Below are 21,995 nucleotides of genomic sequence, written 5' to 3' on the forward strand. Positions count from 1 at the left end.
TCAAAAGGCCCGGCTTAACGCACGGGCCAAATCGCAATGACCCGCGACATTAATCCTCAAAGGGATCGGTCACAAGTATGGTGTCATCTCGCTCAGGGCTTGTGGACAACAAGGCGACCGGTGCGCCGATCAGCTCCTCGACCTGGCGTACATACTTGATCGCCTGCGCCGGAAGATCGGCCCAGCTGCGGGCACCGACAGTCGATTCCTTCCATCCCTCGAGCGTGATGTAGACGGGCTCGACACGGGCCTGCGCGGCCTGGCTTGCCGGAAGATAATCGATCTCCTTCCCGTCGAGCTTGTAGGCAACGCAGATCTTCAGTTCATCCAAGCCATCGAGGACGTCGAGCTTGGTCAGCGCGATGCCGGTGATGCCGGAGGTCTTCACCGTCTGGCGCACCAGAACCGAATCGAACCAGCCGCAGCGGCGCGGACGGCCGGTGTTGACGCCGACTTCGCGGCCGACGGTCGACAGGTGCTTGCCGATCTCATCGTTCAGCTCGCACGGGAACGGACCTTCGCCGACGCGGGTCGTGTAGGCCTTGGTGATGCCGAGGACATAGCCGATCGCCGTCGGGCCGAGGCCGGAGCCTGCAGCCGCCTGACCGGCAACGGTGTTCGACGAGGTCACGAACGGATACGTGCCGTGGTCGTTGTCGAGCAGCGCACCCTGGGCGCCTTCGAACAGGATGCGGGCACCGGCCTTGCGCTGGTCGTCGAGAATGCGCCAGACCTGATCGACATAGGGCAGAACCTGAGCGGCAACGTCGTTCAGTTCCTTCTCCAGCGATTCCACCGAAATTTCCGGCAGGCCGAGGCCACGGCGCAGGGCGTTGTGATGGGTCAGGAGACGGTCGATCTTGGCCGGCAGCGTTTCCGGATCGGCAAGATCGATGGCGCGGATGGCGCGGCGGCCGACCTTGTCTTCATAGGCCGGGCCGATGCCGCGGCGGGTGGTACCGATCTTGGTGCCGCTGTTGGAGGCGGCGTCTTCACGGAAACCGTCGAGATCGCGGTGCAGCGACAGGATCAGCGGCGCGTTGTCGGCGATGCGCAGCACTTCAGGGGTGACATTGACGCCCTGGGCGCGCAGCTTCTCGACTTCGGCGACGAAGTGATGCGGATCGACAACGACACCGTTGCCGATGACGCTGAGCTTGCCACGAACGAGGCCGGACGGCAGCAGCGCCAGCTTGTAGCTGACGCCGTCGATGACCAGCGTATGACCTGCATTATGGCCGCCCTGATAGCGAACGATGACGTCCGCACGTTCCGAAAGCCAATCGACAATCTTGCCCTTGCCTTCGTCACCCCATTGGGAACCGACCACGACTACGTTCGTCATCCAACTCTTCCTGTTACCGGCGGATTATCCGCGCCCTGCTCAAACCCGCGCATCTATAAAGGTTTGTTTTTTGGAAAGCGACCCTGTTATCGCGGTGAAATGGGCTTTTTGCGTGACAAAACAGCCCGCCGCGGGCTATTGCCGGAGCCACGCCCCGCCTCCTGTCCGGCCAATCACCGATACGGAAAGAATCATCGTGCAGATCACGGCCTATATTTGCCTCGTCATCGCAACGCTGTGCTGGGGCGGCAATGCGGTGGCCGGCAAGCTGGCGCTTGGCCATATCAGCCCTATGATGCTGACCCTGCTGCGCTGGACGCTGGCAACGGCATTGATCGCCGCGATCTCCCTGCCCTACCTCAAGCGCGACTGGCCGCTGGTGCGCAAGAACCTGCCGCTGCTCTTCTTCTACGGCATCATCGGCTACACGACCTTCAACGCCATGCTCTATTCCGCCGTGCAGTATACGACGGCGATTAACGTGGCGATCGAGCAGGCAGGCATCCCGATGCTGATCTTCCTGCTGAACTTCGTCTTCTTCCGCACCAGCGTCTCGTTGGCGCAATTCGCTGGCTTCGGCATGACGCTGGTCGGCGTCGCACTGACGGCGGCCCACGGCGATTTCGCCACGCTGCTGCAGCTCAGCCTCAACCGCGGCGACGCGCTAATGCTGATCGCCGTCGTCGCCTATTCCGTCTATACGATCTTTCTGCGCTGGAAACCGCCCGTCGACTGGCGCACGCTGATGGCGATCCCGGCACTTGCTGCCGCACTGAGCTCGATCCCGTTGCTGATCTGGGAAGGCTCGAAAGGCAATATCCAGGTGCCCGATGCCAACGGCTGGGTGATCGCCTTCTACACGGCGATCTTCGCGTCGCTACTGGCGCAGATCCTCTACATCAAGGGTGTCGAAACGATCGGCGCCAATCGCGCCGGGCTGTTCATCAATCTGGTGCCGGTTTTCGGCACTCTGCTGTCAGTTCTGCTTCTCGGAGAAGAGCTGCAGGTCTTCCACATGATTGCACTGGCGCTGACGCTCGGCGGGATCGCCATCGCCGAGAAGGGACGCCCAAAGGCATCCGCTCCCACGACGCCAGCCTCGCCGGTCGACTAACCGAGTTCCAGCGTCGTCACGCCGTAGACGTTCTTCAGCGGGATCACCGGCGCCTGGCCGCGATACATGCGCATCGTCTCCATTACCGGCTTAAGCCCGATCGCCTCGGCGAGCGCGATAGCCTCCGCGTTATCGGCCGGCACGTCGATGAAGATCCGGGCGCCGTTCGCCTCGGTGACGAGCTGCGCAATGAGCGCCGCCGCCGTGTCGGCATCGGCGGCAAATAGCGGGCCGATCTTGTAGCCCTCGTAACAGCGGCGGATCGTGCCATAGCCGCGGATCTTGCCGCTCTTGCGCACGACGGCACTCTTGCGGCCCTTGCGGCTGGTGCACCAGGCGCTGATGAACTCGGGACGCGATGCGGGGAAGATCGAGGAGTCGTAGCGGGCGATGCCATCTGTCTTGTCGGAAACCGCTTGTGCGAGCTGCGGCGATTGCGGTGCAGGCTTGGCTATGCCGCCGAAGCGGATCGTCTTGTAGGCAGGCTCGAAACCCGCCTTGCGGTAACTCGGCTGCTGCGCCTCGACGCCATCGAGGCCGATGGTGCGGCCTTCGGCCGACGCCATACCGGCATTCCAGATCGCCTTGCCATAGCCTTTGCCACGGAAATCCGGGTGAACGATATAGAGGCCGAGAAAGGCGAAACTGTCGCCATATTTGACGACCGAGATCGAGCCGACAGGCACTTCGCCTATGGCGCCGACAAAGAAGCCGGACGGATCGGCGTCATGAAATGCAAGGGAATCGTCGAGGCCGGGATTCCAGCCTTCCTGCCGGGCCCACTCGAGTACAAGCTCCAACTCGCCCGGCCGCATGGGACGAACCGCAAACTCCGAATTCATGCAACTTCCCTAACCAACTCTGCCGCAAGCCCGCAAAGCGCATATGAAGAAAAGCTAAAGAATAGCTTTCCAAGCATCCCCGCCCATACGAAGAAACATGTTCATGACTGAAACGATCAAACATCGATCGCCGTAAGGCCCGGCGCGAAAAACTTCGTGCCGCAATGATCATGAAACAACAAAGCTACAATCTCAAGAAAATTACTTAACAAATCGCCAGCATCGCGAAGCCGTGGAAGAAGATTCCGGCGGCTCCACGCGTGCTATTCTCGCTGTTCCGGCAGTGCTGGAAGAATGCGGGCGGCAGTCTTAGGCGATCCGTTACTTGATCAGCAAATCTTTCACCCGGCGGGCGAAAGCATCGCCGAGAAACGGCTTGGTCATCACATGCATGCCGTGATCGAGATGGCCGTGGTTCAGAACCGCATTCTCGGCATAGCCGGTAACGAACAGGACACGGAGATCGGGCCGTGTCGCCCTGATCGCATCGGCCAGCTGCCGCCCGTTCATCCCGCCGGGCAGTCCGACATCGGTCACCAGGAGATCGATCGGCTGGCCGGAATTCATGATCCGCATCGCGCTCATGCCGTCATCGGCCTCCAGCACGTGATAACCGAGCTCCTCTAGGATCTCGACCGCCACCATACGCACCAGCGGCTCGTCATCGACGACGAGGATCGTCTCGTGGCCCGAAGCGCGCGGCGTCACCGTCGGGCTCGACATGTCGTCAGCCGTTTCCGCATCGCCGAGATGGCGCGGCAGATAGATGCAGATCATCGTGCCCTTGCCGAGCTCCGAATAGATGCGCGCCGTCCCGCCGGACTGGCCGGCAAAGCCATGCACCATCGACAGGCCGAGACCGGTGCCCTGCCCTGTGGGCTTGGTGGTAAAGAACGGATCGAACGCCCGCTCCACGACATCCGGCGTCATGCCGGTGCCGGTATCGCTGACGCATAGCGACACATATTGCCCGGACGACAGCCCTCGCTGTCGCGAAGCCCGCTCGTCGAACCATCGGTTGCCGGTCTCGATCGTCAGCTTTCCGCCATCGGGCATCGCATCCCTGGCGTTGAGGCAGAGGTTCAGCAGGGCGTTTTCGAGCTGTCCGATATCGACGAACGTGGTCCACAGACCGCCCGCCAGCGCCGTCTCCACCTCGATGGTCGGCCCGACGCTGCGGGTCACCAGGTCCTGCATGCCAGACACCAGACGATTGAGCGTTGCCGGTTTCGGATCGAGCGTCTGCCGCCGCGAAAACGCCAGCAGACGCTGCGTCAGGCCCGCCGCGCGTTTGACCGCGCCCTGTGCGCCGGTGACGTAGCGGTCGAGTTCGCTGATGCGGCCCTGCGCCAGGCGCGTCTGCATCAGCTCCATGGAGCCGGAGATACCGGCCAGCAGGTTGTTGAAATCATGCGCCAGACCGCCGGTCAGCTGACCGACAGCTTCCATCTTCTGCGAATGGCGCAGCTGCTCCTCGGCATGCATCAGTTCCGCCGTCCGCTCGGCGACACGCTGCTCCAGCGTATCGTTGAGCGAACGAAGTGCCGACGTGGCGCGGTCGCGTTCGGCCTCGACGGCGCGGCGCGTTTCGATGTCGAGGAGCACTCCGGGAAAGCTGAGCGGCGTGCCATCGGCGGCAAGCTCGACCCGTCCATTGGCTTCCAGCCAGTAATATTGCCCGTCGGCGCGGCGCGTCCGGTATTGATGCGCATAGGGACCGCCGCGTCTTAGGGCTTCGCCCATGGCCTGCGAAAGCGAGGCCTTGTCGTCGGGATGAACGGTTTCGATCACCTGATCGAGGCTGAGTCCGATCCGGCCAAGCGCCGGATCGAGACCGAATGCCCGCGCAAAGGCCTCATCCACCGTGAACCGGTTTGACGGCACGTCCCAAAACCACGTGCCTATGATGGCGCCGGCCGCCAGCGCCAGCTGAACGCGCTGCACATTCTCACGCGCGGTCGCCTCGCTGTCACGCAATGCATTTTCCGCCTGCCTGCGCGCGGTGATATCCCGAAACAGCACCGAGACCTGCCGCAGGCTTGCCGGCTCGACGCGCGAGGCCGAGACTTCGATATAGCGGTCGACGGCAACGAAATGCTGCTCGAAGCGGATCGCCCGGCCACTTTCCAGCACGCCGCCATAGAGCGTCAGCCACTGGTCTGGCGCATTCGGTTCGATGTCGCGCAGCGTCTTGCCGATGATGTCGGAGATCCCGGTATGCCGCCCATAGCCGGAATTGGCCTCGATATGCACATAGTCGCTCAAGGGGCCATGTGGACCGTCGATGAATTCGATGATGCAAAAGCCGTCGTCGATCGCCTCGAACAGTGCGCGATAGCGCGCCTCGCTGCGCATCTGCATCTCGTCGGCCGATTGCGGCACGTCACCGCGTCCCGGCTCGACGCCGCTGTGACTGCCTGCTCCGAGGGGTCTGTCTGGCTGCTGCGATCTCAGACGTCGTACTTCTTCTTCGAGCTGCTCCCGGGAGAGCGATGTTACGTCTGAACTCAAGGCGGCAACCTTTTCTGGATGATATCCGCTTGTACGGAGAGGGACAGATCTAGATCACCATCGGCCAACCGCAATGGTCCGAATGCCGTGCTGCGGGCATTTACTGCACATCGGCAGAATTTGCGGTATTTTATTGAGTATTCCGCTTTATCTTTACTGAGACGTGGCGGGCGGGAAGCGCTGGGGAAACGCCACACCAGAGTGATCGATTTGGCAACCGAGACCTCAAATCAGGACATGAAGAGCCCGCCGCTGCGCCGGAGGCGCGGCCTGGTGCTGTGGTCTATGCTGGCCGTCTCGCTCTCTCTGATCGGCGGCACCGTTCTGCTGTCGAACGACATGCGGCATCTGCGCGATCTTGCCGGGCGGCTGGGCTACCCGTTCACGCCACAAAAGACCGTGGCAGTCCTCCCGAAAAGCTCGCCTCCGCCACCCAGGCCAAGACCGGCACCCAATCCCGTCCTCGCCAGCATCGAGCGTGATCCGCGGCTGATGGATCCACCGCTTGCCGAACTCGCGGCCGCCTTCTTCAGGACATGGTGGACGACGGGCCCGGCGATCTGCGACGCCCTGCGGAAGGCAGGCATCGGCACGACGCCGTGGCGGGCTGCCGGCATGAGCAGCACCACATTCGAATGCACCTTCCAGCAGGTCTACAAGCAGGATGCCGAACGCCCGCTGAGCTCGGTCTTCGTGATTATCCGCGGCGACCGCGACGGAGCGATCTTCAACATGCGCGCCAAGCTCGTCGGTCCGGAGACCGACAGCGCCGGAAAGCTCGATCCGGCGGCGATGCGAATTTTCGAGACCATGCTCGCCCAGCCGCACTGGCAGGACTTCTCCGCCACGCTCGCAGCGATCCGCGAATTGAAAGACGTGAAGGAAGAAAGCTTCGGGACCAGCGTCAGCTTCACCCGCGAAACCACCAGCGACAATAGCTTCAACTTCATCATCGCAATGAAGGCGACGCCCGGACCGCAGGTCCGCACCAGAGCCTATTTCTCCGGCGAACGCTGGCTTGAGTTGCCCGAGCAGCCGCCTTCGGAAAAGCGGCCGCCCTATTTTCGTTAGAGGCTTAGAAGTAAGGCTCGAAGAACGTCCTGATGGCATCGATCTCGTTCGGACGGATGTCATGCCCGCCCGTGTGCCACTCCGTCGTGACCTTTGCCTTTTCCTGTTCGAAATAGGCAGCAAGCGCCTCGGTCTGTGGCACCGGGCAGATCGGATCGCGCTGGCCCGCAGTGATCAGCATGCGCCGTCCGGCAAGTTCCGGATTAGACTTCGGCTGGAACGGGATCAGCGGATGCAGCAGCGCGGCAGCATCGAAGATGCCTTTCTCGATCAGCACATTGGCGAGAATGTTCGCACCATTGGAAAAGCCCAGTCCGAGAATGTGTGACGCGCCGTGACCGGCCGCGAGATCCCTGACATAGGCGGCCATTTTTTCGGTTGCCCGGGTGAGGTCGTCCATATCGTAGACGCCCTCGCCGGTGCGCTTGAAGAAACGCGCCGCACCATGTTCGGAAACATCGCCCCGCGGCGAAACGATTGTTGCTTCCGGCAGCAGACGCCGACCGAACTCGAAGAACTGCGTCTCGTCGCCCCCCGTGCCGTGCAGCACGAAGAGAATAGGCTTTCCGGGTGCACCGGCATGCAGCCGGTGCACATATGAATTATCAGCCATGGCTGTTCTCCTTAGGCTTCGAGCGGCGGCAGATGCTGCTCGATCAACTGGCGCATATGCGCATGCTGCTGCGGCAGCTTCAGCGCCTCGCCGAGATGAGCCGTATCTTCGTCACGGTCGAAGCCCGGTTCGTTGGTGGCGATCTCGAACAGCACGCCACCCGGCGTGCGGAAATAGATTGCCCAGAAGTAATCGCGGTCGATGACCGGCGTCACCTGGTAACCGGTATCCATCAGCGCCTTGCGCACTTCGAGCTGCGTCTCGCGGTTTTCGACGGCGAAGGCGACGTGGTGGACGGAACCGGCACCCGGAAGCGCACGGTTGATGCTCGGCATCGTTTCGAGATCGATCAGATGCGCACCATTGCCGCCGGGCAGGATAAGACGCTTGACGCCGTCCTTCTCGTCTTGGACCTGATAACCCATGAACTTCAGAAGTTCGGACGTCGCGCCGTCATCGCGCAGCCGCATGGCAACCGAGTGGAAACCGCGGATCGCATGATCCTCGGAGATACCGCCGTTCGTCCACGGCTTACGCGCATCGTCCTTGACTTCGACGAGCGCGAAGCCGTCACCGTCAAGACCGGCAAAATTCAGGCGCTTCTCGCCGAAGCTTTCCTCTGCCTTCAGGCCGCCGGCATCGAGCTTCGACAGCCGGTCGCTCCAGAAGCCGATCGAGCCTTCGGGAACCGAGTAGACGGTGGTGCCGACTTCGCCGGTGCCCGGACGGCCCTGCGCCATCTTCGGGAACGGGAAGTAGGTCATGATCGTACCCGGCGCACCGGTCTCGTCACCATAATAGAGGTGATAGACGTCGGGAGCGTCGAAGTTCACGGTCTTCTTGACCCGGCGCAGGCCGAGCGCGTGGGTGAAGAACTGATTGTTGGTCCGGGCATCCTCAGCCATCGATGTGACGTGGTGCAGCCCCTTGATCTGGTTCAACATGGAAAACCCCTTTCTTGCCCGCATCGGCGGGCTTTCGATGGGTGATAGATGATCCCTCGGCGGCTTTTGGAATAGCCCCGCAAGCTGACACGCATTGTCTCTTTTTATTGAACGATGAGAGAATGTCGTTCAGAAAGCGCTAGTTAACCTGTGGGTTCGCAGGCAGCTGCCAATCGATCGCCGCACGGCCATGAGACTGCAGATAGGCATTCGCCTTGGAAAACGGCTTGCTGCCGAAAAAGCCATTATGCGCCGAGAGCGGCGAAGGATGTGGCGCCTTCAGCACCAGATGGCGCGCGCTATCGACGAACGCCGCCTTGCGCTGCGCATAGGATCCCCAGAGGATGAAGACCACATGCTCGCATTCCTCGTTGACCTTGCGGATCACGGCATCGGTGAATTTCTCCCAGCCCTGTCCCTGATGCGAGGCAGCCTGCGCCTCCTCGACGGTCAGTACACTGTTTAAGAGCAGCACGCCCTGCTTCGCCCAATGCTCCAGGAAGCCATGCCGGGCGCGCTCGATACCGAGATCGGTCTCCATCTCCTTGTAGATATTGACCAGCGACGGCGGGATGCGCACGCCGGGACGCACGCTGAAGCACAGCCCGTGCGCCTGTCCGAGGCCGTGATACGGATCCTGGCCGAGGATGACGACCTTCACATCGGATAGCGGCGTCAGATCGAGGGCGCGAAAATACTCCGATCCCTTGGGGAAAATATGCTTTCCCGCCTGCTTCTGCGCCTGCAGAAACGCCTTCAGCTGCTGCATGTACGGGCTTGAAAACTCCGGGGCCAGCGCGGCCTTCCAGCTGTCTTCCAATGCGATTGTCTGTTCGGTCATTTGCGCTCCCGTTCGCTGAGAACGAGCACCTGATGTGGCTCGAAAAGGGAATTGCGAAGTAATTTAGTGATCGCTGCGGATCAAAATTTACGAAGTGACAGTAGTGTGTTGATAATGGCCGACGGATTCAAGCGCTGGCAGGGCTTATTCAGAATGAAATTTGGGACTAGTGGACTGCGCGGGCTCTCCGCCGATCTAAAAGGCAGGGCTTCCGCGCTCTATGCGGCCGCCTTCGGCCAGTATCTCCTGGAAAGCGGACAGGTAAAGCCGGGTGACCTCATCCTGCTCGGCCGTGACTTTCGCGATTCCAGCCCGGAAATTGCTGATAACTGCACAGCAGCGCTGGCTTCGCTCGGATTCGCGGTCGCCGATTGCGGCACCGTGCCCACCCCGGCGCTGGCGCTCTACGGCCTCAAGCTCAGCGCCGCCAGCCTGATGATCACGGGCTCGCATATCCCCGCAGATCGCAACGGCATCAAGTTCTACCGGCCGGATGGCGAAATCGACAAGGCCGACGAGACGGCGATCTCCGCTGCCGCAGCCAAGCTCGACGCCACGTTTGTGATGCCCGCGAAAACAGGCACTGCATCAGATCATGCGGCGGCGTGCGCCGAAGGCTTTTTCAAGCGCAACGCGGCTATCCTCCCGGCAAAGGCGCTTTCCGGCCAGCGCATCGGCGTCTACCAGCACAGCACCGTCGCGCGCGACATGCTGGTTGATCTGCTGGCGCTCTATGGCGCCGAGACGATAGCGCTCGGCCGTTCGCAAACTTTCATTCCCGTCGATACCGAAGCCGTCTCGCCTGAAACGATCGAGCTGTTGAAGGGCTGGGCTGCCGAGCACCGGCTGGACGCAATCGTCTCCGCCGATGGCGATGGCGACCGGCCGCTGGTGACCGACGAAACCGGGACGCCGCTGCGCGGTGATCTCCTCGGCCTGATCGCCGCGAAGTTCCTGAAAGCCGCCGTGGTCGTCACTCCGGTGACCTCGAATTCCGGCATCGAGACGGCGGGCGATTTTGCTGTTACCCGCACCAAGGTCGGCTCGCCCTTCGTCATCTCGAGCATGCAGGAGGCGGTTTCGGCCGGCAAGGCGCGCGTCATCGGCTTCGAAGCCAATGGCGGCACGCTGACGGCGTCGGAATTTGCGATCAACGGAACGGTGCTGGCGCCGCTGCCGACACGCGATTGCTTCCTGCCGATGCTGGCCGTGCTTTCGCTTTCGGCAAAGGACGGCAAACTGCTGTCCAAGATTGCCTCGTCCTTTGCCCTTCCCGTCGCTGCTGCCGACAGGCTGGAGAATTTTCCAGTCGAGACCAGCGCCAGGCTGATGGCTTATCTTCGCCAATCGCCTGACAACCTCGCCGAATTCCTGACGCCGATCGGCGAACCGGCGAAGGTGAGCGATATCGATGGCCTGCGGGTAACGCTTAAGGATGAAGCCGTCATCCACTTTCGGCCTTCCGGTAACGCACCGGAAATGCGCTGTTATGTAGAAGCGAAAGATGAAGCTGCGGCAGCTGCGCTGCTGGATGCCGGCCTGAACCGGATCCGGCAATGGGCGAACGCCAACTGAACCAAGACTTACGACCGCGAGGAAACATAGAAATGACGCAGAAGATCGTTCCCGTGATCATGGCCGGCGGCAAGGGCACGCGCCTCTGGCCGCTGTCGCGCGCATCGGCGCCGAAGCAGTTCATCCAGTTTATCGGCGACCGGACGCTGTTCCAGGAAACGCTCGCCCGCGTCTCCGATCCCGCCCTCTATGAGGCTCCTGTTGTCCTCACCAATGAGGAGTTCCGCTTCCTCGTTGCCGAGCAGGCCCGCGAGCTCGGCCATGAACTGAAGGCGATCCTGCTTGAGCCGTCGGCCCGCAACACCGCGCCCGCCGTTGCCGCCGCCGCCGTGCTGATCGCCGATCTCTTCGGCAAGGACGCGCTGATGCATGTCCTCGGCTCCGACTACGAGATCGTCGCCGACCAGAGCTATTTCGATAGCGTGCGTGCCGCCGAAGCGACCGCCGCCAAGGGCAAGCTCGTCACCTTCGGCATCGAACCGTCCGAGGCCGCAACCGGCTACGGCTATATCGAAGGCGGCGAGACGCTTCCGACCGGCGCACTGACCGTCAAGCGCTTCATCGAAAAGCCGCCGCTTGCCAAGGCCGAGGAGATGCTGGCCGCGGGCGGCTTCTACTGGAACTCCGGCATGTTCATGTTCCAGGTGTCCGCGCTTCTGGCAGAAATGCGGGAACACGCGCCGGAGGCATCGCAGGCTGCCGAAGAAGCGGTTTCCAAATCCGTCCGCGACCTCGACTTCATTCGTCTGGATGCCAAGTCCTTCGCCAAGGCGCCGAATATCTCCATCGACTACGCGATCATGGAAAAAACGGCCAATGCCGCCGTCGTCCCTTCGCCCTTCAAGTGGTCGGATCTCGGCAGCTGGGACAGCGTGTGGAAGTCAGGCAATCGTGACGAGCATGGCAATGTGGCCACCGCCAACACGACGTTGATGAACAGCCGGAACTCACTGGTCATGAGTCACGGCGTCCACCTCGCAGTCCAGGGCATGGACGACATCGCTGTCATCGCCAGCGAAGACGCCGTCTATGTCGGCCGCCTGCAGGACAGCCAGAGCGTCGGCGATATCGTCAAGACGCTGGCCGCACGGCCGAAGACGGTGAAGCTCACCGAAACGCACCCGACTTCCTACCGTCCGTGGGGTGGTTACACCTCGATCTTCAATGGCGACCGCTTCCAGGTGAAGCGCATCTTCGTCACGCCGGGCAAGAAACTGTCTCTGCAGAAGCACCATCACCGCTCAGAGCACTGGATCGTCGTCAAGGGCACGGCGGAAGTGACGATTGGAGAGAATGTGCAGATGCTGCGTGAAAACGAGTCGGTCTATATCCCGCTCGGCGAAGTCCACCGCCTCGCCAACCCGGGCAAGATCATGCTGGAGCTCATCGAGGTGCAGACCGGTTCCTATCTCGGCGAAGACGACATCATTCGCCTCGTCGACGAGTTCGGCCGCAACTGACCACAGCACTTGTCTTGAACTTATGACTTTCGCTCTGTAACACGGTCGCGTTCTGCCAGTGGCGGACGCGATCGTTTTTCATGATGGAAGTCATCCCATGCGTATTGTTATGATCGGTTCTGGTTATGTCGGCCTGGTGTCCGGCGCCTGCCTTGCGGATTTCGGCCACCACATCACCTGCGTGGACAAGTCCGAAGCCAAGATCGATGCCCTGGAGCGCGGCGAAGTGCCGATCTTCGAGCCAGGCCTCGACGCGATCATCGAGCATAACCGGGCGGCCGGCCGCCTCGACTTCTCCAAAGATCTGGCGGCGCCCGTCGCTGCTGCCGACGTCGTCTTCATCGCTGTCGGCACCCCATCGCGCCGTGGCGACGGTCATGCCGATCTGAGCTACGTCTATGCCGCAGCCCGCGAGATCGCCGCTGCCGTCACTGGCTTCACCGTCATCGTCACCAAGTCCACCGTGCCGGTCGGCACCGGCGACGAGATCGAGCGCATCTTCCGCGAAGAATTCCCGGGCAAGGACATCGCCGTCGTCTCCAATCCGGAATTCCTGCGCGAGGGTGCAGCGATCACCGACTTCAAGCGCCCTGACCGCATCGTCATCGGCACCGAAGAGCCGCGCGCCGTGGAAGTCATGCGCGAAGTCTATCGCCCGCTCTATCTCAACGAAGCGCCGCTCTATTTCTGCGAACGCCGCACCTCCGAGCTGATCAAATATGCCGCCAACGCCTTCCTGGCGATGAAGATCACCTTCATCAACGAGATCGCCGACCTCTGCGAGCAGATCGGCGCCGACGTACAGAAGGTCGCAAAAGGCATCGGCATGGACAAGCGCATCGGCGACAAGTTCCTGCATGCAGGCCCCGGCTATGGCGGCTCATGCTTCCCGAAGGATACGCTGGCCCTCGTCAAGACCGCCCAGGACTATGACAGCCCGATGCGGCTGATCGAGACGACGGTGGCCATCAACGACAACCGCAAGCGCGCCATGGGCCGCAAAGTCATCGCCGCCTGCGACGGCAGCGTGCGCGGCAAGAAGATCGCCGTCCTCGGCCTGACCTTCAAGCCGAATACCGACGACATGCGCGACGCCCCGTCTATCACCATCATCCAGGCGCTGCTCGATGGCGGCGCTGAGGTTCACGCCTATGATCCAGAAGGCATGGACGACGCCAGGGAATTGCTGGGCGCCGTCACCTATGGCAAGGATCCCTACGAGATCGCCGAGGGTGCCGACGCGATCGTCATCGTCACCGAATGGGATGAGTTCCGCGCCCTCGATTTCAAGCGCCTGAAGACCACGGTCAAGACGCCGACGATCGTCGACCTGCGCAACATCTATCCCGCCGCCGAAGTCAGTAGACATGGTTTCAGCTACTTCGCCGTCGGCAAGAAAAGCGAGAAGCAGTAAGAGGATGCATTATTTCATAACAGGCACGGCCGGTTTCATCGGATTCCACCTGGCGCGGCGCCTGTTGCAGGATGGTCACCGGGTGACCGGCTTTGACGGCCTGACGCCCTATTACAACGTCAAGCTCAAGCATATGCGCCACGCAGCGCTGGCGCAGTTTCCGTCCTTCACGCCTGCTATTGCCATGCTCGAAGACCGCGAGAAGCTGGAGGCGGCCATCGCTGAGGCACAGCCCGACGTGCTGATCCATCTCGCCGCGCAGGCGGGCGTTCGCTACAGCATCGAGAACCCGCGTTCCTACATTAGTTCGAACGTCGATGGCTCCTGGAACATTCTGGAATTTGCCGAACGGTATAAGGTCAAGCACCTGATGCTCGCCTCGACCTCGTCGATCTATGGCTCCAACCCGGACGTCCCCTTCCGCGAGACCGATCGCGCCGACGAGCCGCTGACCATCTATGCCGCGACCAAGAAGTCGATGGAGCTGATGGCGCACAGCTATTCGCATCTCTACAAGCTGCCCATCACCGCCTTCCGCTTCTTCACCGTCTACGGCCCTTGGGGCCGGCCGGATATGGCGCTCTTCAAATTCGTCAAGAACATGCTTGAAGATCAGCCGATCGAGATCTACGGCGAAGGCAAGATGAGCCGCGATTTCACCTATATCGACGATCTGGTGGAATCGATCGTCCGCCTTTCGGCCGTCATTCCCTCCGAGGAAAATCGTGTCGCCGGTGACAAGGTCGAGACGCTCTCGCACCAGGCGCCCTTCCGCGTCGTCAATATCGGCGGCGGCCAGCCCGTCAGCCTGATGGATTTTGTCGAGACCGTCGAACGCGCACTCGGGCAGTCCGCCAAGCGCACCATGCTGCCGATGCAGAAGGGTGATGTGCCCCGCACCTTCGCCAGCCCCGACCTGCTTCTGGCACTGACCGGCTACAAGCCGGAGACGACGCTGGATGAGGGCGTGAAGGCATTCATCGAGTGGTATCTCGAAGCGCGAGCCGACATGGAAATCCCTGCCTAGTTATCGTCCGCCGACGCCTGGCGTCGCGTGGTTCAGGGCACGCGGCGCGATCAGTCTGGCGATATCGGCCGCGGGCGCCGGATAGCCGAGCGCATAGCCCTGCAGCGTGTCGCAGCCGATCGCCGTCAGCACTTCGGCATGGCCCTCGGTCTCGACGCCCTCGGCAATCACTTCGACATTCAATGCCTTGGCGATCTCGACGATCGAGCCGACAACGCGGTGTTGCTCTTTCGATCCGACGATATCGGTCACCAGCTGCCGGTCGATCTTCAGCCGCTTCGGTCGCAGGCGGGCAAGCCCGATCAGCGAGGCATGGCCGGAGCCGAAATCGTCGATCTCGATATCGATGCCCATCTGCTTGATGCGCTCGATGCTGGCGACCAGACGGTCGTCGGAATCGTCGAGGAAGATGGTTTCGACCAGTTCGAAGGACAAGGCGCCCGGCGGGATTTTCAGGGCCTCCAGATTTGCAAGCAGCCCGGGATCGAAGAGCCGCGGGCCCGAAATATTGACGGCGACACGGGGGACTACAGCACCCTGCGCCTGCCAGTCGAGCCGGTCTTCCAGAACCCTGCTGAGAATGGCCGCGTCGATCTCTGCGGCAAGACCGTTTTCGTCAGCCACCTTGAGGAAAACAGCAGGAGACAGCACGCCCTTTTCGGGATGGATCCAGCGGGCCAGCGCCTCCAGGCCGGCAATTTCCCGGGTCTTCGCGTCAAGCTGGATCTGGTAATAGGGAACGATCTCGCGGCGCTCCAATCCGAGCCTCAGTTCCTCGGCCAGCCGCCGCTTGCTTTGAATGTCGTCCTGCAGCTGCCGGGTGAAGAATTCGATGCGGTTGCGGCCGAGCTTCTTGGCCTGGAACAGCGCCAGATCGGACTCGGTCAGGAGATTGCGCGCGTTGCGCCCGTTGTTCCACGCAACGCCAATCGACGTTCCGGATTGCAGGAGCTCCTGCCCGAACCGGATCTTCTTGCCGAGCCGGCGCTGCAGGTCGCTGGCAATGCGATCCAGTTCCTCGCGGCCTGCGAAATTCCATAGAATGATGACGAACTCATCGCCGCCGACACGGGCCACCATGCCGTCAGCGGGAATGCCTGCGGTGATCCGCAGGGCAGCAGCACGCAGAACGGTATCGCCGGCCGAATGGCCATGGCTGTCGTTGATCTGCTTGAACTGGTCGAGATCGAGATGCAGAACCGCGAGCGACGATACCGACTTGTTGCCATGCAGCTCGGCAAGCCGCTTGTCGAGAAGCCGCCGGTTCGGCAGACCCGTCAGATAATCGTGCTCGGCGGCATGCTCGATCCGCGCATTGCTTTCCTCCAGCGCTCTCGCCCGCGCTTCCGCAACGAGGCGCTGGCGCTGCAGTTCGGCGGCAAGCTCGACATCAGCGGTCACATCCCATTCGGCGCCGATGAACGACGGTGCGCCATCCTCGCTGACGAAGAAATGCGCCCGTGAGCGCATGTGACGGATCTCGCCGTTCGGCCAGATGATGCGAAATTCGGAATTATAGGCGCCACGCCGCGCGATCGCATCGTCGAACTCTGCGAAGGCACGGTCCCGGTCATCAGGGTGGATGGCGTTTTCCCAGATCGCTGTCGGCACCAGCCGGCTAGTTTCACCGGTCTGGTATAGACGGTGCATCTGCGCATCCCAGACGATCCCGCTCTTGCGGACATCATGTTCCCACACACCGATCTGCGACGCATCAAGGGCAAGCTCGAGGCGTCTCAGCAAATCCTGGAATTCACGTTCTGACCGGGTCGGTTTGTTATGGGGCAATGCAGTCTCAACCTAGCAGCGGCCTTTGCCGATATTACCACCTTCTCAAAGCCGGATTAACGAAGGCTTCTCCGTATTATCGAACTAGTTACTAGGTGAACTGTTCCTTACAACAGTCACAAAACGCTCATGGGTTGTGCCGGGATCGTATTTTCACTTGAGAATGAAGCACCCTGTATCACCGCTTGGCGCGCGAATGCTTGTCCTCGAAATGCTGGAGAATGCCGCTGTGGTCGACGTCGCCGCCGCCGCCCGCGACGAATTCGGCGAACTCGGCGCGCACGGTTTCTGTCAGCGGCAATGCCAGCGACAGGCTCTCTGCCACAGCTAGGATATTGTTCAGATCCTTGAGCTGCAGCTTCGAAGGGCCGCCGGTGCCGAAATTATGATCGACCATGCGCTGGCCATGCAGATCGAGGATACGGCTCTCGGCGAAACCGCCGCGGATCGCATTGCGAAACGCCTCGCGTGAACCGCCACCCGCTTCCACCAGCATCATCGCTTCGGCAACGGCACCGATGGTCACAGCGACGATCTGCTGGTTGCCGAGCTTGGCAAGCTGCCCGGTTCCGGTGGGGCCTACATGGGTGACGCGGCCGAGAGGCGAAAAGACATCCGCCAGTTCGGCGACGACAGCCCCATCCCCGCCCGCCATGATCGCCAGCGTTCCGGCTGCTGCACCGACGACACCGCCGGAAACCGGCGCGTCGATATGCCGGATGCCACGTTCGGCAAGGCGCTGCGCATGATCCCGCGCCGCCTTGGGCGCGATGGAGCTGCAGTCAATAACAACCGCACCTGCGGCAAGCGCTGCCGCAACACCCTGGTTGAAGAGGACGTCCTCAACGGCATTACCATCCGACAACATGGTGAAGACGATACTCGCGCCCCTTGCCGCTTCACCTGCGTTACCTGCAATGCGCGCGCCTTCGGCCGAAAGTGGCGCAGCCTTGCTGGCATCCCGGTTCCAGGCCGTGAGCGCAAAGCCCGCGCCCAGCAACCGGCGTGCCATCGGCCCGCCCATCAGGCCGGTGCCGAGGAAGGCGATGTTCCGTGTGCTGCTCATCCGATCTTGCCTCCAAGCTCGTCGTCTATATGAATGCGGATGATCTCATCGAAGGAGCTGTCGGCGCTGAAACCGAGCGCGCGCGAGCGCTTCGCTTCAAAAGCTTCCGGCCAGCCCGAGACGATGCGCATGATCAGTTCGTCGGGCTGGCGGCGGATGAGCTTCACCGCCTTGTCCCCAGCCACGCGGCGCAGCGCCTCGATCTGCTCTCCAACAGTGGCGCTGACGCCGGGCATGGTCAGGCTTCGCGCCGCGCCGAGCGGCGCGAGATCGATCCGCGACGCCTGCAGCAGAAAGCCGACGGCCGAGCGTGGCGACGCGTGCCAGTGCCGCACGGTATCCGGCACCGGCAGGATGGCTTCCTGCCCGGCAAGCGGTTCGCGCAAAATGCCGGAGAAGAAGCCCGAGGCCGCCTTGTTGGGCTTGCCTGGACGGATGCAGATGGTCGGCAGGCGGATGCCGATGCCATCGAGGAAACCGCGGCGGCTGTAATCGGACAGCAGCAGCTCGCTCATCGCCTTCTGCGCGCCGTAGCTCGTCAGCGGCGTCTGGTGGAAATCATCGGGAATGACCTTCGGGAAGGGTGAACCGAAAACCGCCAGCGACGAGGTAAAGACCACGCGCGGCTTGTAGCCATCCTCGGCATGCGCGAACCGGATCGCTTCGAGAAGCTCGCGCGTGCCGTCGAGATTGATACGGTAGCCCTTCTCGAAATCGAGCTCCGCTTCGCCCGAAACGATCGCCGCCAGATGGAAGATCAGGTCCGGCCGGCCGGCAACGATCTTCGCCGCTTCACCAGACGCCGAAATGTCGGACGCCCAGGCATTCACCGTGCCGGCAAACCCCGCCGGCTTTTCCGGTTCGATGACATCGATCAATGAAAGGGCCGAGATTTCCGCGCTGCCGAGGACCTTGTCCTTGACGAGACGCGCCGTCAGCTTGCGGCCGACCATGCCGGCCGCACCGATAATCGCGATATGCATGCATTCCTCCGCTATGCGCTCAATCGGCCTAACTCCACCCGGCCGATGTACGTTCATCAAAGACTAACCGGCTGACCGGGCGATGCAAATGAAAAAGGCGGGACTAAATGTCCCGCCTTCCTGTTTCACTCTGGGGTTGCCGCTTACTCGGCTGCGACCTTCATATGGTCTTCTTCATCCACCGGATGGTTGTCGTTGTGCTGGATCAGCGGGCGATTACCAGCCAGCTTGCGCAGCAGCACGTAGAATACCGGCGTCATGAAGATGCCGAAGAAGGTCACGCCGATCATGCCGGAGAACACCGCGATACCCATGGCGGCGCGCATTTCGGCACCCGCACCCGTCGAGGTAACGAGCGGCACGACGCCCATGATGAAGGCCATGGAGGTCATCAGGATCGGGCGAAGACGCATGCGGCTCGCTTCGACCGCCGCCTGCACCGGCGTGCGTCCTTCGAACTCCAGTTCTCGGGCGAATTCCACGATCAGGATCGCGTTTTTCGCCGATAGACCCACAAGGACCACGAGGCCGATCTGCGTGAAGATGTTGTTGTCTCCACCGGTGAGCCAGACACCCGTCAAGGCGGCAAGCACACCCATCGGCACGATCATGATGATCGCCAGCGGCAGCGTCAGGCTTTCATACTGGGCGGCCAGCACGAGGAAGACGAGCAGCAGGGCCAGCGGGAAGACGACGACACTCGAGTTGCCGGCAAGGATCTGCTGGTAGGTCAGATCCGTCCATTCGAAGTCGATGCCGGATGGCAGCGTCTCCTTCAGGATCTTCTCGATCGCAGCCTGCGCCTGACCGGACGAGAAGCCCGGTGCTGGGCCGCCATTGATATCGGCAGCGAGGAAGCCGTTATAGCGGTTCGTGCGCTCCGGACCGGTCGTGGCATCGACCTTCAGCAAGGCCGAAAGCGGGATCATCTGGCCGGATGCCGACCGAACCTTCAACTGACCGATATCTTCCGGCTGTGCACGGAACTTGGCATCGGCTTGCACGCGGACGCTGTAGGTGCGGCCGAAGGCGTTGAAGTCGTTGACGTAGAGCGAGCCGAGATAGATCTGCAGCGTCTGGAAGACGTCGGTGACGGAAACCCCGAGCTGCTCGGCCTTGGCGCGGTCGAGATCGGCATAGAGCTGCGGCACGTTGATCTGGAAGCTCGAGAAGATGCCTGCGAGTTCCGGCGTCTGGTAGGCCTTGGCGAGCACGGCCTTGGTCGCCTCGTCGAGAGCCTGGTTGCCGAGACCGGCACGGTCCTCGATCTGCAGCTTGAAGCCACCCGTCGTGCCGAGACCGTTGACCGGCGGCGGCGGGAACATGGCGATGAAGGCGTCCTGGATGACACCGAACTTCTGGTTCAGCGCCATGGCAATAGCCCCGCCCGAAAGATCAGGCGTCTTGCGCTCGTCGAAATCCTTCAGCGTCACGAAGACGATGCCGGCGTTGGAGGAGTTGGTGAAGCCGTTGATCGACAGGCCCGGGAAGGCGATCGCGTTGGCGACACCCGGCTGCTTCAGCGCGATATCGGTCATCCGCTTGATGACGTCTTCGGTGCGGTCGAGGCTGGCGGCATCCGGCAGCTGGGCAAAGCCGATCAGATACTGCTTGTCCTGCGACGGCACGAAGCCGCCCGGCACCGCGGTGAACAGGCTGTAGGTTGCCCCCACCAGCGCCAGGTAGATGACCATGACGATGCTCTTGCGCGACAAGAGACCGCCGACGCCCTTGCCATAGGCATTCGAACCCGAGCCGAAGGCACGGTTGAAGCCGCGGAAGAACCAGCCGAAGATCGCATCCATGAACCGCGTCAGCCAGTCCTTCTTCGCGCCATGCCCCTTGAGGAGCAGAGCTGCGAGTGCCGGAGACAGCGTCAGCGAGTTGAAGGCCGAGATGACGGTCGAAATGGCGATCGTCAGCGCGAACTGGCGGTAGAACTGGCCCGACAGACCGGAGATGAAGGCGAGCGGCACGAAGACCGCGACCAGCACCAGAGCGATCGCAATGATCGGACCGGACACTTCCTTCATCGCCTTGTAGGTGGCGGCCCGCGGGCTGAGACCCGCCTCGATGTTTCGTTCGACGTTTTCGACGACGACGATCGCGTCGTCGACGACAATACCGATCGCCAGCACCAGCCCGAACAGGCTGAGCGCGTTGATCGAGAAGCCGAAGGCATACATGACGGCGAACGTACCGATGATCGACACGGGGACGGCGATCAGCGGAATGATCGAGGCGCGCCATGTCTGCAGGAAGATGATGACGACGAGCACGACGAGCGCGATGGCTTCGAGCAGCGTGTCGATGACCTTCTCGATCGAGGCGCGAACGAACTTCGTCGTATCGTAGACGATCTCGTATTTGACGCCTGTCGGCATCGCCTTCTGCAGTTCCTGCATCGTCGCATTGACGTTGTCGGCGATCTGGATGGCGTTCGAGCCGGGGGCCTGGAGAACCGCGACGGCAACGGCGGGCTCGCCGTCGAGCAGCGAGCGCAGCGTATAGTCGGCCGCTCCGAGCTCGATGCGGGCGACATCGCGAAGGCGGGTGATCTGGCCGTTGGCCCCCGTCTTGACGATGATGTTGCCGAATTCCTCAGGCGTGCGCAGACGGCCCTGGGCATTGACGTTCAGCTGAAGATCGACACCCTGCGGGCTCGGCGACGCGCCGATGATACCGGCAGCGGCCTGAACGTTCTGGGAGCTGATCGCGTTGCTGATGTCGCTGGCGGCGAGATTGTGCTCGGCGGCTTTCTGCGGATCGATCCAGACGCGCATCGAATAGTCGCCGGCGCCGAACACCTGCACCTGGCCGACGCCCTCGATACGGGCAAGGCGATCCTTGATGTTCAGGGTTGCGTAGTTACGCAGATAGGTGATGTCGTGATCACCACCGGTCGAGACGATATTGACGACCATGATGAAGTTTGGCGAGCTCTTGACGGTCGTCAGACCAAGCGCGCGAACTTCGGCCGGCAGACGCGGCTCGGCCTGCGACACGCGGTTCTGAACCAGCTGCTGGGCCTTGTCAGGATCGGTACCGAGCTTGAAGGTGACGGTGACGTTGAGAACGCCGTCCGACGTCGCCTGGCTTGCCATGTAAAGCATGCCTTCGACGCCGTTGATCTGCTCTTCGAGCGGTGTTGCCACCGTCTCGGCGATGACCGAGGGGTTGGCGCCAGGATAGGTGGCGCGCACGACGATCGACGGCGGCACGACCTCGGGATATTCCGAGATCGGCAGCGAGCGCAGGCCGATCAAACCTGCGACGACGATCAGAACCGACAGCACGCCGGCAAAGACCGGCCGGTCGATAAAGAATCTGGAGATGTTCATATCAAAGCCCTCTCCGGGATGAACGTGGAATGCAACGTCCCATTCCGGCGGCTTGGGAGG

General features: G+C 61.9%; 16 protein-coding genes. 6 read left to right on the plus strand and 10 right to left on the minus strand.

Translation table 11 applies throughout. The features are described 5' to 3' along the window. Positions 1-49: 49 nt before the first annotated feature. Entirely contained in the window at positions 50-1,345 is a 1,296-nt protein-coding gene (locus AC1DIJ_RS23245) for an adenylosuccinate synthase (RefSeq protein WP_112390388.1), read from the minus strand. A gap of 196 nt (positions 1,346-1,541) precedes the next feature. Between AC1DIJ_RS23245 and AC1DIJ_RS23250 the strand changes: the two genes are divergently transcribed. Further along, positions 1,542-2,459: a DMT family transporter gene (locus AC1DIJ_RS23250; RefSeq protein ID WP_112390387.1), complete on the plus strand. Its 918-nt coding sequence runs from the start codon at positions 1,542-1,544 to the stop codon at positions 2,457-2,459. Here AC1DIJ_RS23250 and AC1DIJ_RS23255 read toward each other — a convergent pair. Together AC1DIJ_RS23255 and AC1DIJ_RS23260 are read right to left on the minus strand one after the other, a co-directional pair. Beyond that, positions 2,456-3,301, minus strand: coding sequence for a GNAT family N-acetyltransferase (locus AC1DIJ_RS23255; RefSeq protein WP_112390386.1), 846 nt, complete (start codon positions 3,299-3,301; stop codon positions 2,456-2,458). The two genes, AC1DIJ_RS23250 and AC1DIJ_RS23255, sit on opposite strands and share 4 nt — an antisense overlap. A gap of 321 nt (positions 3,302-3,622) precedes the next feature. Then, positions 3,623-5,662 carry a response regulator gene (locus AC1DIJ_RS23260; RefSeq protein WP_477831568.1) on the minus strand — a complete coding sequence of 680 codons (2,040 nt, stop codon included), beginning with the start codon at positions 5,660-5,662 and terminating at the stop codon, positions 3,623-3,625. 351 nt (positions 5,663-6,013) lie between these two features. Here AC1DIJ_RS23260 and AC1DIJ_RS23265 point away from each other — a divergent pair, with 351 nt between their 5' ends. Next, a complete protein-coding gene (locus AC1DIJ_RS23265) occupies positions 6,014-6,883 on the plus strand; it encodes a DUF6030 family protein (RefSeq protein ID WP_112390384.1) in 870 nt (289 codons plus the stop codon). 4 nt (positions 6,884-6,887) lie between these two features. Here the strand turns inward: AC1DIJ_RS23265 and AC1DIJ_RS23270 are convergent, their stop codons facing one another. The 3 genes from AC1DIJ_RS23270 to ung form a co-directional block, all read right to left on the minus strand. Beyond that, positions 6,888-7,496, minus strand: a complete 609-nt coding sequence (locus tag AC1DIJ_RS23270) for an alpha/beta hydrolase (RefSeq protein ID WP_112390383.1) — start codon at positions 7,494-7,496, stop codon at positions 6,888-6,890. Positions 7,497-7,507: 11 nt separating this feature from the next. Beyond that, positions 7,508-8,440 carry a VOC family protein gene (locus tag AC1DIJ_RS23275; RefSeq protein ID WP_112390382.1) on the minus strand — a complete coding sequence of 311 codons (933 nt, stop codon included), beginning with the start codon at positions 8,438-8,440 and terminating at the stop codon, positions 7,508-7,510. A gap of 139 nt (positions 8,441-8,579) precedes the next feature. Continuing rightward, positions 8,580-9,281: a uracil-DNA glycosylase gene (ung, locus tag AC1DIJ_RS23280; RefSeq protein WP_112390381.1), complete on the minus strand. Its 702-nt coding sequence runs from the start codon at positions 9,279-9,281 to the stop codon at positions 8,580-8,582. A gap of 153 nt (positions 9,282-9,434) precedes the next feature. Here ung and AC1DIJ_RS23285 point away from each other — a divergent pair, with 153 nt between their 5' ends. The 4 genes from AC1DIJ_RS23285 (at position 9,435) to AC1DIJ_RS23300 (ending at position 14,757) form a co-directional block, all read left to right on the plus strand. After that, positions 9,435-10,856 carry a phosphomannomutase gene (locus AC1DIJ_RS23285; protein ID WP_112390461.1) on the plus strand — a complete coding sequence of 474 codons (1,422 nt, stop codon included), beginning with the start codon at positions 9,435-9,437 and terminating at the stop codon, positions 10,854-10,856. A 32-nt stretch (positions 10,857-10,888) separates the two neighbouring features. Then, entirely contained in the window at positions 10,889-12,316 is a 1,428-nt protein-coding gene (locus AC1DIJ_RS23290) for a mannose-1-phosphate guanylyltransferase/mannose-6-phosphate isomerase (RefSeq protein WP_112390380.1), read from the plus strand. A 97-nt stretch (positions 12,317-12,413) separates the two neighbouring features. Next, entirely contained in the window at positions 12,414-13,730 is a 1,317-nt protein-coding gene (locus tag AC1DIJ_RS23295; protein ID WP_112390379.1) for a UDP-glucose dehydrogenase family protein, read from the plus strand. Between the two features lie 4 nt (positions 13,731-13,734). Further along, positions 13,735-14,757 (plus strand): NAD-dependent epimerase, encoded by a 1,023-nt coding sequence (locus tag AC1DIJ_RS23300; RefSeq protein WP_112390378.1) that lies wholly within the window; start codon positions 13,735-13,737, stop codon positions 14,755-14,757. Here AC1DIJ_RS23300 and AC1DIJ_RS23305 read toward each other — a convergent pair whose 3' ends face one another. The 4 genes from AC1DIJ_RS23305 to AC1DIJ_RS23320 form a co-directional block, all read right to left on the minus strand. Further along, a complete protein-coding gene (locus AC1DIJ_RS23305) occupies positions 14,758-16,545 on the minus strand; it encodes a GGDEF domain-containing phosphodiesterase (RefSeq protein ID WP_112390377.1) in 1,788 nt (595 codons plus the stop codon). It lies immediately after the preceding gene. Positions 16,546-16,723: 178 nt separating this feature from the next. Further along, entirely contained in the window at positions 16,724-17,611 is an 888-nt protein-coding gene (locus tag AC1DIJ_RS23310) for an NAD(P)-dependent oxidoreductase (RefSeq protein WP_112390376.1), read from the minus strand. Beyond that, positions 17,608-18,594 carry a D-erythronate dehydrogenase gene (gene denD, locus AC1DIJ_RS23315; RefSeq protein WP_112390375.1) on the minus strand — a complete coding sequence of 329 codons (987 nt, stop codon included), beginning with the start codon at positions 18,592-18,594 and terminating at the stop codon, positions 17,608-17,610. Before denD ends, AC1DIJ_RS23310 begins: the two co-directional genes overlap by 4 nt. A gap of 143 nt (positions 18,595-18,737) precedes the next feature. Further along, positions 18,738-21,935, minus strand: a complete 3,198-nt coding sequence (locus AC1DIJ_RS23320) for an efflux RND transporter permease subunit (protein WP_112390374.1) — start codon at positions 21,933-21,935, stop codon at positions 18,738-18,740. Positions 21,936-21,995: the final 60 nt, after the last annotated feature.

It is taken from the genome of Rhizobium sp. 10N427 (assembly GCF_056394605.1).

What these genes read in the sequence shown, in the direction of transcription:
- AC1DIJ_RS23320 (WP_112390374.1), bottom strand. Translation starts at nt 21,935, where the DNA reads ATGAACATCTCCAGATTCTTTATCGACCGGCCGGTCTTTGCCGGCGTG.
- AC1DIJ_RS23290 (WP_112390380.1), top strand. Translation starts at nt 10,889, where the DNA reads ATGACGCAGAAGATCGTTCCCGTGATCATGGCCGGCGGCAAGGGCACG.
- ung (WP_112390381.1), bottom strand. Translation starts at nt 9,281, where the DNA reads ATGACCGAACAGACAATCGCATTGGAAGACAGCTGGAAGGCCGCGCTG.
- AC1DIJ_RS23245 (WP_112390388.1), bottom strand. Translation starts at nt 1,345, where the DNA reads ATGACGAACGTAGTCGTGGTCGGTTCCCAATGGGGTGACGAAGGCAAG.
- AC1DIJ_RS23260 (WP_477831568.1), bottom strand. Translation starts at nt 5,662, where the DNA reads ATGCAGATGCGCAGCGAGGCGCGCTATCGCGCACTGTTCGAGGCGATC.
- AC1DIJ_RS23270 (WP_112390383.1), bottom strand. Translation starts at nt 7,496, where the DNA reads ATGGCTGATAATTCATATGTGCACCGGCTGCATGCCGGTGCACCCGGA.
- AC1DIJ_RS23300 (WP_112390378.1), top strand. Translation starts at nt 13,735, where the DNA reads ATGCATTATTTCATAACAGGCACGGCCGGTTTCATCGGATTCCACCTG.
- AC1DIJ_RS23310 (WP_112390376.1), bottom strand. Translation starts at nt 17,611, where the DNA reads ATGAGCAGCACACGGAACATCGCCTTCCTCGGCACCGGCCTGATGGGC.
- AC1DIJ_RS23275 (WP_112390382.1), bottom strand. Translation starts at nt 8,440, where the DNA reads ATGTTGAACCAGATCAAGGGGCTGCACCACGTCACATCGATGGCTGAG.
- AC1DIJ_RS23255 (WP_112390386.1), bottom strand. Translation starts at nt 3,301, where the DNA reads ATGAATTCGGAGTTTGCGGTTCGTCCCATGCGGCCGGGCGAGTTGGAG.
- AC1DIJ_RS23295 (WP_112390379.1), top strand. Translation starts at nt 12,414, where the DNA reads ATGCGTATTGTTATGATCGGTTCTGGTTATGTCGGCCTGGTGTCCGGC.
- denD (WP_112390375.1), bottom strand. Translation starts at nt 18,594, where the DNA reads ATGCATATCGCGATTATCGGTGCGGCCGGCATGGTCGGCCGCAAGCTG.
- AC1DIJ_RS23285 (WP_112390461.1), top strand. Translation starts at nt 9,435, where the DNA reads ATGAAATTTGGGACTAGTGGACTGCGCGGGCTCTCCGCCGATCTAAAA.